Here is a 13,413-nt window from a genome sequence, read left to right on the forward strand (position 1 = left end):
CTCTGAAATATGTACGATTTCCCGACCAGTCTGCTAGAAGAATCACACAAATCCCTAACGGGTCGCCCACGTGGCGACCCCTACGAAACACGAACTATTTAAAAGAGCAACCTCTCAGTCAGCTTTGCTGACAGCTCTCCTATCAAGAGAGCCAGGTGGGCCGCCCCTACGATCCGCGATCCGCGAGCCACGAACCACTAGCCACGAGCCACTAATAATTCCGGTGTCTTCATCTGGCGTTCGCTGCACTGGTTGACGTAGTTGTAGAGCAGGGCTTCCAGGAATTTCAGGTCGGCCATGCGCAGGTTCACGGTTTCTTGGGTTCCCCAGGGATAGTGGACCAGGGTCTTCCAGGTCTGGCGTACAGACGGCGTCAGAGGCAGTTCTTTCATGTTTTCCGGCCTTTCATCGTCGATGTAATAGACGGGCTGCCGGCAGTAGCCCTGGCCCTGACAGAAGACGCGGGCCGTGTCGATGTCCGGCAGGAAGCCTGTCAGGGCCATGAGCTGCCAGCCGGCGATGATGGTGACGATGCGGATGTCCTTGAGTTCGATGGCCCGGCTATAGAGGCGGACCAGATCGTACAGGACTTCATCGGCTCCGCCGCCGGCCATGAAGAGGACCATTTCGACGAAGATCTGCGAATAGATATAGCCGTCCCAAGTCAGCTCGCGGAGGCGCTGGTTGCTGCGGCAGTCGTATTCCGTCAGCGTGTAGACGCCGTCTTTTTCAAAGACGTCAAAGGTCATCTCGGCCAGAGGCGTCAAGGCGCCGTAGCCCATCTTGCCCTGAGTGCTGCGGCGGGCCAGGACGTGGAGGATGCCGGCCTGCCGGGTCAGGACCGTGACGACGAGCTGTTTGGCACTGGTCTTGCGGACGGTGAGGATGATGCCTTCATAGGACCGCGACGGTTTGCGGCCATAGTAGCCGCTACGATTCATGAGTCTTATCTTCTTCATCCCCGCTGTCTTCCCCAGGGGCAGCCGCTCCCGGCAGGGGTACGGCTTTCAGGCGGACGATGCGGAAGCGCTGCATTTCCAGGACTGTAAAGCAGTAGGCGCCGATAGTGACTTCGTCGTGGACTTTCGGCGTATGGCCCAGGGCATTGAAGACGTAGCCGCCGATGGTATCGGTATCGACATCGTCTTCGACGGGGATGTGCAGCAGCTCTTCGACGTCGTCGAGAAGGACTGTCCCGGCAAATTCATAGGCGCCGTCAGGCAGGGGCTGGATTTCTTCTTTTTCCTGGGTGTGTTCGTTCTGGATCGTGCCGACCAGTTCTTCCAGGATGTCTTCCAGGCCGATGAGGCCGACGGTGCTGCCGTATTCATCAACGACCATGGCCAGGTAGGTCCGGCGCATGCGCATGAGCTGGAGGAGCTTCGATGCCGGCATGATTTCCGGGACCATGAGGATCGGCCGCTTGATGAGGTTCAAGTTGCTGCGCTTGTGGATATAGAGGTCCATGATGTCCTTGATGTGGACCAGGCCCAGGACGTGGTCCTTATCGTCTTCACAGAGGGGATAGCGCGTATGCCGCGACTGGCGGATGGTCTGCAAATGCTGGTTCATCGTATCTTCCGTATAGAGGCAGACGATGTCCTGGCGGGGCACCATGATTTCCTTGGCCAGGCGGTCGGCGAAATCGAAGACGTTGCCGATGAGTTCGCTTTCGACCTGGTCGATTTTCCCTTCCTTGTGGCTGGCCGTAACCAGCATGCGGATTTCATCTTCCGAATGGTCCATATCGATTTCATTGGTCACATCGAGGTTGCGGTCTGCCAGGATGGCCCGGCCCAGCCAGTTCCCGAAGAGGATGAAGGGCATGAAGGGCCGGCTCCAGGGCTGGATGAAGCGGCGCAGGGCCTTGAGGCTCTTTTCCGGGCGCTGGAGGCCGATGGACTTGGGGATGAGCTCGCCAAAGACCCAGAGGATGAAGCAGAGGACGATACCGGCGCAGATTTCGATGAGCCAGATGAGCCACGTATGGCCGATATACGGAGCCAGCAGGCCGTAGAGGCCATAGAGGCCGCAGAATCCGGCAGCGCCGGCGATGAGGCCGGACAAGGCCATGCCGAGCTGGGCCGTCCCCAGAAAGACGATGGGCTTGTCGTAGAGGGACAAGAGCGGTTTCAGCGACGTATCGCCGTCGCGGACGAGTTCTTCCAGGTATTCCCGGCGCAGCTGGGCAAAGGCGAATTTACCGGTGACGCAGATGGCGCTGACGGCCAAACAGATGAGAAAGACGAGCAGACATTGGACGATTGATTGTACTTCCATCATGCAGCCCCCTACTCGTTCTTATAGCCCAATTCGCTGAGGGCGCCCGACTTATTGCGCCAGTCCCGCTTGACTTTGACCCAGATGTCGAGGTAAACCGAAGAACCGAGGAGGTTTTCGATTTCCTGGCGGGCCAGGTTGCCTACTTCTTTGAGGACCGTGCCGTTCTTGCCGATGACGATGCGCTTCTGCGAATCCCGTTCGACATAGACCGTGACCCGGATATAGACCTTATTGTGACCGCGGTCCTTCATTTCTTCGACATAGACGGCGATGGCATGGGGCACTTCATCGCGGGTACAGCGGAAGAGCTTTTCCCTGACGATTTCAGCGACCAAAAGGCGTTCCGGCTGGTCCGTGATCATGTCGTCAGGGAAATACTTGGGCCCTTCCGGCAGGATCTTGCGCAGTTCGTCGACGACGGCATCGACGTTGTCCCCTTTCAGGGCGGAAATGGGGATGACCTGGGCGAAAGGATAGAGTTCGGCATATTCCGTAATCTTGTGCAGTATCTCTTCTTTCGTCATGAGGTCGACTTTGTTGATGATCAAGAAGACCGGAACGCCGACGTCTTTCAGCTTATCCAGGACGAAGAGGTCGCCAGGGCCCTTCTTTTCATTGCCCGAGATGAGGAACAGGACGGCGTCGATGTCGCGCAGGGACTGATAGGCCGCTTCATCCATGAATTCCCCCAGCTTATGTTTCGGCTTGTGGATGCCCGGCGTGTCGAGGAAGACGATCTGACATTCGTCGTCCGTATGGATGCAGAGGATGCGGTTGCGCGTCGTCTGTGCCTTATCGGAGACGATCGAGACTTTATGCTTGATGATGCGGTTGATGAGTGTCGACTTGCCAACATTCGGGCGGCCGACGACGGCGACGAAACCCGATTTAAATGATTCCATAGATATCGTAATTCCTCCCTTATAATTCTTCGCCTTCGCGGACATAGCCCAGGCGCTGTAAAATGAATTCTTCTTCTTTGCGCATTTCTGCTTTATCGTCCGGTTCCATGTGGTCATAGCCGAGGATATGCAGCATGCCGTGGATGGTCAGATAGGCCAGTTCCCGTTCAAAGGAATGACCGTATTCGTCGGCCTGTTCCTGGACTTTTTCCAGAGAAATGATGATATCCCCCAAGAGGGCCGTATCGGGACCGTCATAGCCGTCTTCCTCCCCTTCGTTGAGGGCAAAGGACAGGACGTCCGTCGGCCGGTCGATGTTGCGGTACTGTTTGTTCAATGTATGGATATAGTCGTTATGGCACAGAAGGATGCTGATTTCAGCCTTCGGCCCCAGGTCGTAGACCAGGGCGGCTTCTTCACAGACGCGGTCGATGACTTTTTCATATTCATCGTGCTGGAACGACGGATCTTCGTAATTGATGTTGATATTCATGGCAATTCCCCCAATCTAGTGATCGTGATGATAATAAGTTTCGTAGGCCCTGATGATGCGGCCTACCATATCGTGACGGACGACGTCTTCATCGCTGAAGTAGACCATGCCGACGCCGCGGACGTCTTTGAGTATCTTTTCGGCTTCCGTCAGGCCCGACATGCGCCGGTCGACGAGGTCGATCTGGGTCGCATCGCCGTTGACGACGACCCGCGAGTGGTTGCCCATACGGGTGAGGAACATCTTCATCTGTTCCCGCGTCGTGTTCTGGGCTTCGTCGAGGATGATGAACGATTCTTCCAGGGTCCGGCCGCGCATGTAGGCCAGTGGCGCCACTTCGATGATGTTGCGGTCGATCATCTTCTGGAACTGGTCATAGCCGAACATGTCGGCCAGGGCGTCGTAGAGCGGGCGCAGGTACGGGTCGATCTTTTCCTGCAGGTCACCGGGCAGGAAGCCCAGTTTTTCCCCGGCTTCGACAGCCGGCCGGGTCAGGATGATCCGTTCGACTTCGCGGTTCTTGAGATAAAAAGCCGCCAAGGCTACGGCCAGGTAGGTCTTGCCCGTCCCGGCCGGACCGATGCCGAAGGTGACCAGGTTCTTGCGGATGGAATCGACGTAGCGTTTCTGGCCCAGCGTCTTGGGCTTGATGAGACGGCCCCGGGCAGAAATGCCGACCGTATCTTCATAGAGGTTGTGCAGGGCCTCCGATTGGGCTTCTTTGATGAGTCTGGCCGAATAGCGGACGTGCTGCGTCGTCAGATAGGTATTTTCCCGGAACAAGTAGCGCAGGACGCGGAAGACTTCGGTCACATAGGCCACATCCTCTTCGCTGCCGACGATCATGGCCGTATCGCCGCGGACGGCAATGCGGCAGTCCGGGAATTCGCGCTGCATCGTCTTGAGGAATTCGTCTTTCATGCCCAGGACGGCCCGGGCTTCACGCAAATCGGAAAATTGCAGTTTCTTTTCTACCAAAGTGAGATACTCCTTTATTTCATGAATTTACGGACGGCCTTGCCGTGCAGGTAGTCACAGCGGGCTCCCTGGCAGGTGCCGCGTTTTTCCAGTTCTTCATCGATCATATCGCGGATGCGCCACCATCCCATGCCCCAGTTGGCGAAGTCCGTCGCTTCTTTCGGCGCCCGGCCGATGAGACGCTGGAAGACCGTATCGGGCCGGCTGTATTCGAGGAAGGCCACGACGCGGCGGACGTACTCTTCGCAGGTCCAGAGCTTGATCTTTCCCTGGGCATACCATTCGGCCATGGCCGTGTTCTTAATGATGTACAGGGCGTGGAGCTTGACTTCGTCAGAGCCGAGGGCGGCAATGATCTTGGCTGTCTCGACGGTGTCTTCCATGGTGTCCCAGGGCAGGTCGAGGATGACATGCGTACAGGTCCGGAAAGGATACTCCCGGAGCATGACCATGGCGTCGATGTATTCGGCAACGGTATGGCCGCGGTTGATCTTGGCCAAGGTCTTATAGTTGACCGTCTGCAGGCCCAGTTCGACGAGGATATCGACGCCGTACCTTTCTTTGACGTCAGCCATGATATCGAGATAGGTCTCGTTGAGACAGTCCGGCCGGGTCGCTACGGCCAGGGCCACGATATCGGGCTGGCAGGCGGCGGCGAGGTAATCCCGGAAACGCTCTGGCGGCAGGTAGGTATTGGTGAAATTCTGGAAATAGGCGATGAATTTATTGGCCTTGTACTTGGGCTTGATGTGAGCCATGTTCTGCTCGATCTGCTGGCCAATGGTCACCGTCGCCGGCAGGTTCTCGTAGCCGGCGCCGATGGAACCGCAGAAGGCACAGCCCCGGACGCCCAGGGTCCCGTCGCGGTTGGGACAGGTATCGGGGATGCTGATAGGCAGTTTATAGACTTTTTCGCCATATGTTTCTTTTAAATACGTCGAGTAGACGCGGTAACGTTCGTTCACGATGGTTCTCCTTTGACCGGGATGGCGCACCATTCGGCCCGGTCTTTTCTTTTTTTCAGCCAGCATATAGGCCGCGCCTTCCGGGACGGGCCCGTAGCGGCGCAGTTCCCCTTTCAGGGCCGGGCTGGCAGGCCAGATGCGATAGCGCATCTTGATGTCGCGCCAGTTGGTGAAATGATAGTCCCTGGCAAATTGGCGGAGCCAGGCTTCGTCGCGGAAGATGGCGTCGGTCTGGCTGCGCGGCGCTTCGCACCAGCCGAGGAAATCGGGATGGAGGCGGAAGCGGAAAAAGGTCAGCATATCCAGGGCCAGCAGGTCTTTGGCCAAGCGCTGCTGGTCTTCTGTCAGGGGCAGGATATCTTCGATGCAGTGGCAGAGGAAATGACACAAGGACTCATCGGACAGGGCCTTTTGGTCATTATGCAGGACGAGCCACTCGTCTGTCAAGGCCTCGTAGAGTTTCATATAATCCGGAGCATAGCGGCGGCCGAGCCAGTTGAAGAAATAAGTGAATTTCCCGGAATTATAAGTCCGCTCGAAGACGTCTTCCAGGACCTTCATATAGGCGACTTTTTCATAAGGCAGCCACGTCGTCGCCAGGACTTCATAGGGCCCCTGCGGGTCGTACCGGTAATCGTCAGGATAGTCGCGGCGGATGCCGGAGCCCTTGAGGAGCTTCAAGAAACCGATCTGCAATTTATGGGGGTGCAGGGCATAGATATCGTTGAAGGACTGGCGCAGATGGCCGTAGTCTTCATAAGGCAGGCCGACGATGAGGTCTAAATGGAGATGCATCGTCCCCAAGGCGACAAGGCGTTCCATGATATGCGTAATGCGCGGCCAGTCATTATGACGGTGGATGGCCTGGAGCGTCGGCTCATACGTCGTCTGGATGCCCATTTCCAGCTGGATCCGTCCTTTCGGTGCCTGGGCCAGGAGGTCGATGTCGTCATCGGTAAGGACGCCGGGCTCGATTTCCAGGTGGAAATTGATGGGCTTATCGACGGCAATCATGTACGCTATGAGCGGCCGGTGATGGGCCGGGCTGCAGTTGAAAGTGCGGTCGACGAATTTGACCTGATGGACGCCGGCATCGACGAAAGCCTGCAGTTCCTTCAGGACCAGCGGGACCGAGCGGAAGCGGACGCGGTCGTTCATGCCCGACAGACAGTACTGGCAGTGGAAAGGACAGCCCCGGGAGCTTTCATAATACATGATGCGGTGGTCCAGTTCGCGGAAGTCCTGATGCTCGTAAGGAAAAGGCAGGCTGTCCAGGTCTTCTACTTCCTGGAAGGTCTCGTCTCCCTGGATGACGCCGCTGACGCGGCCGAGGACGCCGGGGACTTCTGTCCCATCGCGGCCGGCTGCCAGGGATTTCAGGAAAGCCGGTACCATCTCTTCCCCTTCACCTTGGAGGACGTAATCAATATGCTCATAATCTTCCAGTATCTGCCGGGCCGTATAGGATACTTCCGGGCCGCCGACGAAGACCTTGGTCTGGGGAAAGACCTGTTTCACCAGGTCGATGAGATGACAGGTCATTTCGATATTCCAGATATAGCAGGAAAAGCCGATGACGTCGGCCTCGAACGAGGCGATGTGGCGCAGGATGTCATAGCTGTTCTGATTGATCGTATATTCGGCTACGGACACGGCGACGCCCTGGTGGTCACACGCCGTCGACAGGCAGCGCAGGGCCAGGGACGATTGGATGAATTTGGAATTCAAGATGGTAAGCAGTGTTTTCATGAAAGCCTCTCTTTAAATTTTTATATGTATTAAGTATACCGCAAGGACGGCGTTCTGTCATGTCTTTTCCGCCCCTGGCCGGGGACAGCCTTTTCGCCTGCCCCTTTTTATGATAAGATGAGATAGTACATAGTTTTTCCCCTACGAAAAGGAGGCTTTTCCTTGTTTAAAATAGCACTTGCCCAGACAAATGTCCACCCTGGCAATCCACGGCAGAACACGGCCGTCATGAAAGAATGTATCGCCAAGGCCAAAGCAGCCGGCTGCGACCTCATCGTCTTCCCGGAGCTCGCTATTCCGGGCTATCTCATCGGTGATATTTGGGACCAGCCCGACTACATCGACGACTGCGTCCGCTTCGGTGAAGAAATCAAGGCCCTGTCCGACGGCATGGCCATCATCTTCGGCAACGTCGCCAAAGAGACGGACCGGGTCAACCTCGACGGCCGGACGCGGAAGTATAACACCATGTTCATCGCTTACAACGGCCGCTGGATTTCGCCGGCCCGCTCGCCCTACCCCTTCTACATCAAGACGCTCCTGCCCAACTACCGCGAATTCAGCGACATCCGCTACTTCACGTCGCTCATCGAAGTCGCCCAGGAACGCCATGCCTTCCCGGAAGACTTCCTGTCGCCCGTCCAGATTCCCTTCGACGACGGCCGCAAGTTCCGCATGGGGCCGCTCATCTGCGAAGACAGCTGGGATGAAAACTATCCTTTCAAGCCCATGAGCTATTTAGGGAAAATGTACGACATCGACATGTTCATCAACATTTCCAACTCGCCCTTCACCCTGGGCAAGACCCAGCGGCGTCACCGCCTCTTCGGCCAGGCCATCGACAAGGTCCACTGCCCGGCCATCTACGTCAACTGCACGGGTATCCAGAACAACGGCAAGAACATCTACACCTTCGACGGCGCCAGCAGCACGTACCAGAAAGACGGTTCGCAGCACGTCGAATGTACGCCTTTTACGGAAGAAATGGTCATCGTCGACTTCGATGAAAAGGCCCAGCGTTTCGTCTCGCCTTCGCACTTGCAGCCGGAAAAGTCTCCCATCGAAGACATCTACGCCAGCCTGCACTACGGCCTGAAATCCTTCATGGATGCCATCGGCGTCCATAAAGTCGTCCTCGGCGTCTCCGGCGGCATCGACTCGGCCGTCAACGCCGCCCTCTATGCGACGGTACTGCCGCCGGAAAACATTCTGCTGGTCAACATGCCCAGCTGCTACAACTCGGACATGACCAAGAGCCTGGCCAAAGAACTGGCCGACAACATCGGCTGCCTGTACACGGTCGTCCCCGTCCAGGACAGCCTGGAACTGACGCGGCACCAGTTCGAAGGAGCCGGGCTCAGCCAGAAAGGCCAGGACAAGGGTCATCTGGAACTGACCAGTTTCATTGAAGAAAACATCCAGGCCCGCGACCGGTCGAGCCGTATCCTGGCCGCAGCGGCGGCAGCCTTTGGCGGCGTCTTCACGTGCAATGCCAACAAGGCCGAACTGTCCGTCGGCTACGCCACCCTCTACGGCGACAGCGCCGGCTACCTGGCGGCTACGGCGGACCTGTGGAAGCATCAGGTCTACGACCTGGCCCGCTACCTCAATGACCAGGTCTTCCAGCGCGAAGTCGTGCCCCAGGGCAGCATCGACATCGTCCCCAGCGCCGAACTGTCGGACAAGCAGGATATCACCAAGGGCCAGGGCGACCCGATCATCTACCCCTATCACGACTACCTCTTCGCCGCCTTCGTCGAACGCTGGCAGCGGGCCACGCCGGAAACCATCCTCGAATGGTACATCAACGGCACCCTGGAAAAGAACATCGGCTGCAGCGTCGATGTCCATCAGCTCTTCCCGACGGCAAAAGCCTTCATCGACGACCTGGAACGGTGGTGGCGCCTCATCGCCGGCTTCGCCGTCGCCAAGCGCATCCAGAGCCCGCCTATCCTCTCCATCAGCCGCCGCCCCTTCGGCAGCGACCTGCGCGAAGCCCAGCTGGCACCGTACTACACGACACGCTACCTGGAAATGAAAGAACGGCTGCTGGCGAGAGATTAGGGGTTAGTGGCTCGTGGCTAGTGGCTCGTGGCCCGGCTCCCCTGCTAGGGGAGCTGTCAGCGCAGCTGACTGAGAGGTTGTTCTTTCAACATAGTTTGTAGTACAGAGTTTGTAGAAGATGGTTTCAAATTTTTAACCATCCGCTAACCACTAAAAAAAGGGACTATCGCACGAAGGCTTCTGCCATCATGTGAGGTCCCTTTGGCTTTATAGTTTGTAGTACGGAGTTCGTAGTTTGTAGAAGATGGCTTTAAATTTAAAAACCTTCACTAAAAACTACAAACTGAATACTCAAAAAGGCTTGTCGCACATGCGACAAGCCTTTTTTCATACTACATATCTTTCAGTCTTCCGACTGTTTGTTTAGGACGGACTCGTTTGTGTCCGAATGTTTCTACGATGATGAACATCATGGGGATGAGGAAGACGCCGAAGATGGTCGCAATGGACGTACCAAAGACGACGGTGATGCCCATCGCGACTCGCGATGCGGCGCCGGCGCCGCTGGCCATGGCCAGTGGGATGGAACCGACGACGAAGGCCAGGGACGTCATGATGATCGGGCGGAGACGGATCTTGGCGGCTTCGATAGCAGCCGATACGGGATCCATACCGCGTTCATCGACACGGACTTTAGCGTATTCGATAATCAAGATGGCGTTCTTGGCGGCCAGACCGATGACCGCCAACAGGCCAATCTGGAAGTACAGGTTATTCTGCTGGTTCAGGAGGTAGGCAAAGGCCGAAGCCCCGAAGACGCCTGCCGGCAGACTGAACATAACAGCAAAGGGTACTTTCCAGCTTTCATACAAGGCGGCCAGGACGAGGAAGACGAAGAGGATAGCCAGGGCAAAGACGTAGACCGTCTTGTTGCCGGCTTCGACTTCTTCACGGCTCATGCCGCTCCATTCATAGGCATAGCCTTCACTGAGCGTGTCTTTAGCGACTTCTTCCAGCGCTTTAAGGGCATCACCGGAGCTGTAGCCATTAGCCGGGGCCCTTGAATCTTGATGGCCGGATAGTCGTTGAAACGGTTGAGGATCGACGCTGAACCGATGGCTTTCGGTCGGACAAAGTTGGCCACCGAAACGAGCTGGTTGGCACTGTTGCGGACGTAGATGTGGTTATTGGCATCGATGGTTTCACGGAATTCCGGAGCGGCCTGAACGACGACCTTAAAATTACGACCGAACATGGTGAAATCGTTGACCTGATAGGAACCATAGAAGGACTGGAGCGTCGAATAGAGGTCGCTCAGGGAAACGCCTTCTTTGGCAACTTTATCGCGGTCGATGTCGAGCTCATAGCCCGGCGTATCGGCAGCAAAGGCCGTGTAGACCGACCCGATTTCCGGCCGCTTCCGGGCAGCGGCGATGAATTTCTGTGCCATCGCTGACAATTCGGCCGTCGTATGGCTGCCGCGGTTTTCCAGCTGCATCGTAAAGCCCGACGACGTGCCCATGCCGTCGATCGGCGGCGGGTTCATGGCGATGACCGTAGCCTGAGGAATCTGATTGCCCATGCCCATGATCTTGCCGACCAGGGCGTCGACGGACAGGGATTTATCTTTACGTTCATCCCAGTCACTCATGCCGATGAAGGACGTAGCCCCATTCGATTTCGGCCCATTGGCCAGGATACTGAAACCGACAACATTCATGACACTGGTCACGCCCGGCTGCTGTTCCAGCCATTTGCTGATTTGTTCACTGACTTGTTTCGTTTCCGTCTGGGAAATGCCTTCGGGCAAGGTGACGTTCATCATGACGAAGGCATTATCTTCCGACGGGACAAAGCCTGTCGGCATGATTTTAAAGACGCCTGCCGTGAGGGCGCTGATGATGACCAGGAAGGCCACGCACCATTTGAGGTGGAGCTGCAAATGAGCCAGGCGCAGGCCATACCAGGCGATGAGCCTATCGAAGGCATCATTGAATTTCTGGAAGAACTTGTAAATGCCCTTGGGGTTGTCATTGGGTTTGTGGACATTCAAAATCGACGCACACATGGCCGGTGTCAGGGTCAAAGCGACGAAGGCCGAAATGAGGACCGACACGGCAATGGTCAGGGCGAACTGGCGGTAGAGGATACCGCTCATGCCGCTGATGAAGCCGACGGGGATGAAGACGGCGGCCAGGACGCAGGCAACACCGATAACCGGGTTCTGTACGTTCTGCATGGCGATGATCGTCGCCTCCCGCGGACTTCGGGCGTTGTACTTGATTTCGTATTCGACGGCTTCGATGACGACGATGGCGTCGTCGACGAGGAGGCCGATGGCCAGGACCATGGCGAACAGCGTCAGGGTGTTGATGGAGAAATCGAGGACCTTGAAGCAGGCAAAGGTACCCAGAAGGGATACAGGGACGGCGATGAGCGGGATCAGCGTCGACCGGCCGCTCTGAAGGAAGATGTAAACGATGAGGGCGACCAGCAGCAGGGCTTCGATGAAGGTTTCAATAACTTCGTGGATCGATGCCGTAACGAAGGTCGTGCTATCGTAGACAATCTTATAATCCAAGTCAGATGGGAACGACTGTTTCGCCTTTTCCAAGACTTTGCGGGCGCCGCTGACGGACTGCATGGCATTGGCGTCTGCTGTCAGGCTGATCATGAAACCGGCAGCCTTGCCGCCGTTGAGGTTACTGGCAACGGAATAATCCTTGGATCCCAGGCTGACATCGGCAATGTCGCCGACGCGGACCATGGTACCGTCGGGATTGGTGCGGACGATGACGTTCTTGAACTGTTCCGCCGTCTGCAAGCGGCCGTCGGTACGCAGGGTATACTGGTAGGTCTGGTTGTTCGGCGACGGCTGGGAGCCGATGGTGCCGACAGCGGCCTGTTTATTCTGAGTGCTGATAGCCGAGATGACATCGGTCGGTGTAATCTTCAAGATATTCATCTTCATCGGGTTGAGCCAGATGCGCATGGCATAGTCAGACCCGAATTCCTGGACGTCGCCGATGCCCGGGACGGATTTCAGTTCATCCATGAAGTATTGGGTAGCATAGTTCTTCATGAACGTCGCATCATAAGAGCCATTGGGCGAAACCAGGGCGAAGACCATAGCCATGGAACTCGTCGACTTCTGGACTGTAACACCGGTCTGGGTAACTTCTGACGGCAAGGTCGACTGGACCTGGCTGACGCGGTTCTGAGTGTTGACCGTGTCCATATCACCATCGCTGCCGGACTTGAACTGGACGGTCATGGAGTAAGACCCGTTATCGTTCGTCGAGCTTTCCATATTGACCAGGTTATCGACACCGACAAGCTGGCGTTCGATGACGCTGGCCACGGTCGTGCCGACGACTTCGGCATTCGCGCCGATATAAGCAGCCGAGACGCGGACCTGCGGCGGCGTGACCTGCGGATACTTGGCAACCGGCAGAGTCGCCATCGACAACAGGCCGAAGATGGAAATGATCAGCGAAATGACGATAGCGAAGATAGGCCGGTCGATAAAGAACTTAGATATCACGATCCCGCCTCCTAACTATTTGACGATGATGTGTCCGACGACGTATCGGAGCTGTCGTTGTCGATATCGGCCTTGGTCAGCAGGTGCTGGTCCAAGGCAGCGCCTTTGGCCTTCTGATAGCCGTCGACGATAATCGTATCGCCATCCTGAAGACCATCGTTGATGATCCAGAATTTGCCGACTTTCTGGCCCGGCGTGACTTCCCGGTTCTGGGCTTCGCCATTGCCGTCGATGACGGATACATAATATTTACCCAGCGTCTGCTGGACGGCGCGCTGCGGTACGGACAGCGCATTGCGCTGGATCTGGGTATCGGAAACGACCGTCGCATAGAGGCCTGGGATGAGGAGATTATCCGGATTGTCGAAGACGGCCTTGACGATGATCGAGCCAGAGTTGCCATCCATGCCGTGGTTGACCTGGGTGACATGGCCTTCATAAGGATACATGCTGCCGTCGCTCAAGCGGAGCMKGAGATGGTCGCCCAGCTGCCGG

The 13,413-nt window shown here is 56.6% G+C and carries 8 protein-coding genes and 2 pseudogenes; 1 reads left to right on the top strand and 9 read right to left on the bottom strand.

Annotated features, from left to right (window positions below):
- Window positions 1–197: 197 nt before the first annotated feature.
- From recO to NM10_RS07215, 7 genes and pseudogenes are all read right to left on the bottom strand, one after another.
- Window positions 198–959, bottom strand: coding sequence for a DNA repair protein RecO (gene recO / locus NM10_RS07185; protein WP_239639648.1), 762 nt, complete (start codon window positions 957–959; stop codon window positions 198–200).
- A complete protein-coding gene (locus NM10_RS07190; protein ID WP_020310927.1) occupies window positions 931–2,280 on the bottom strand; it encodes a hemolysin family protein in 1,350 nt (449 codons plus the stop codon). Before NM10_RS07190 ends, recO begins: the two co-directional genes overlap by 29 nt.
- 11 nt (window positions 2,281–2,291) lie before the next feature.
- Complete coding sequence (gene era, locus NM10_RS07195; RefSeq protein WP_020310928.1) at window positions 2,292–3,185, bottom strand: GTPase Era; 894 nt, start codon at window positions 3,183–3,185, stop codon at window positions 2,292–2,294.
- A gap of 19 nt (window positions 3,186–3,204) precedes the next feature.
- Complete coding sequence (ybeY, locus tag NM10_RS07200; protein WP_020310929.1) at window positions 3,205–3,678, bottom strand: rRNA maturation RNase YbeY; 474 nt, start codon at window positions 3,676–3,678, stop codon at window positions 3,205–3,207.
- A 15-nt stretch (window positions 3,679–3,693) separates the two neighbouring features.
- Window positions 3,694–4,656 carry a PhoH family protein gene (locus NM10_RS07205; RefSeq protein ID WP_020310930.1) on the bottom strand — a complete coding sequence of 321 codons (963 nt, stop codon included), beginning with the start codon at window positions 4,654–4,656 and terminating at the stop codon, window positions 3,694–3,696.
- A gap of 14 nt (window positions 4,657–4,670) precedes the next feature.
- Window positions 4,671–5,621 (bottom strand): TIGR01212 family radical SAM protein, encoded by a 951-nt coding sequence (locus NM10_RS07210; RefSeq protein WP_020723917.1) that lies wholly within the window; start codon window positions 5,619–5,621, stop codon window positions 4,671–4,673.
- Between the two features lie 204 nt (window positions 5,622–5,825).
- Window positions 5,826–7,370, bottom strand: a pseudogene (locus tag NM10_RS07215) (DUF4080 domain-containing protein); the annotation flags it as partial.
- Between the two features lie 162 nt (window positions 7,371–7,532).
- On the opposite strand from NM10_RS07215, the gene nadE reads away from it, so the two are divergent.
- Window positions 7,533–9,434 carry an NAD(+) synthase gene (gene nadE / locus NM10_RS07220; RefSeq protein ID WP_020310932.1) on the top strand — a complete coding sequence of 634 codons (1,902 nt, stop codon included), beginning with the start codon at window positions 7,533–7,535 and terminating at the stop codon, window positions 9,432–9,434.
- A 332-nt stretch (window positions 9,435–9,766) separates the two neighbouring features.
- Here the strand turns inward: nadE and NM10_RS07225 are convergent.
- Window positions 9,767–12,918 (bottom strand): annotated as a pseudogene (locus tag NM10_RS07225) (efflux RND transporter permease subunit).
- Window positions 12,919–12,929: 11 nt separating this feature from the next.
- Window positions 12,930–13,413: efflux RND transporter periplasmic adaptor subunit (locus NM10_RS07230; RefSeq protein ID WP_020310933.1), on the bottom strand; the 484-nt coding region annotated here is incomplete at its 5' end.

Source organism: Megasphaera sp. NM10 (assembly GCF_000417505.1).
Classification (GTDB): domain Bacteria; phylum Bacillota; class Negativicutes; order Veillonellales; family Megasphaeraceae; genus Megasphaera; species Megasphaera intestinihominis.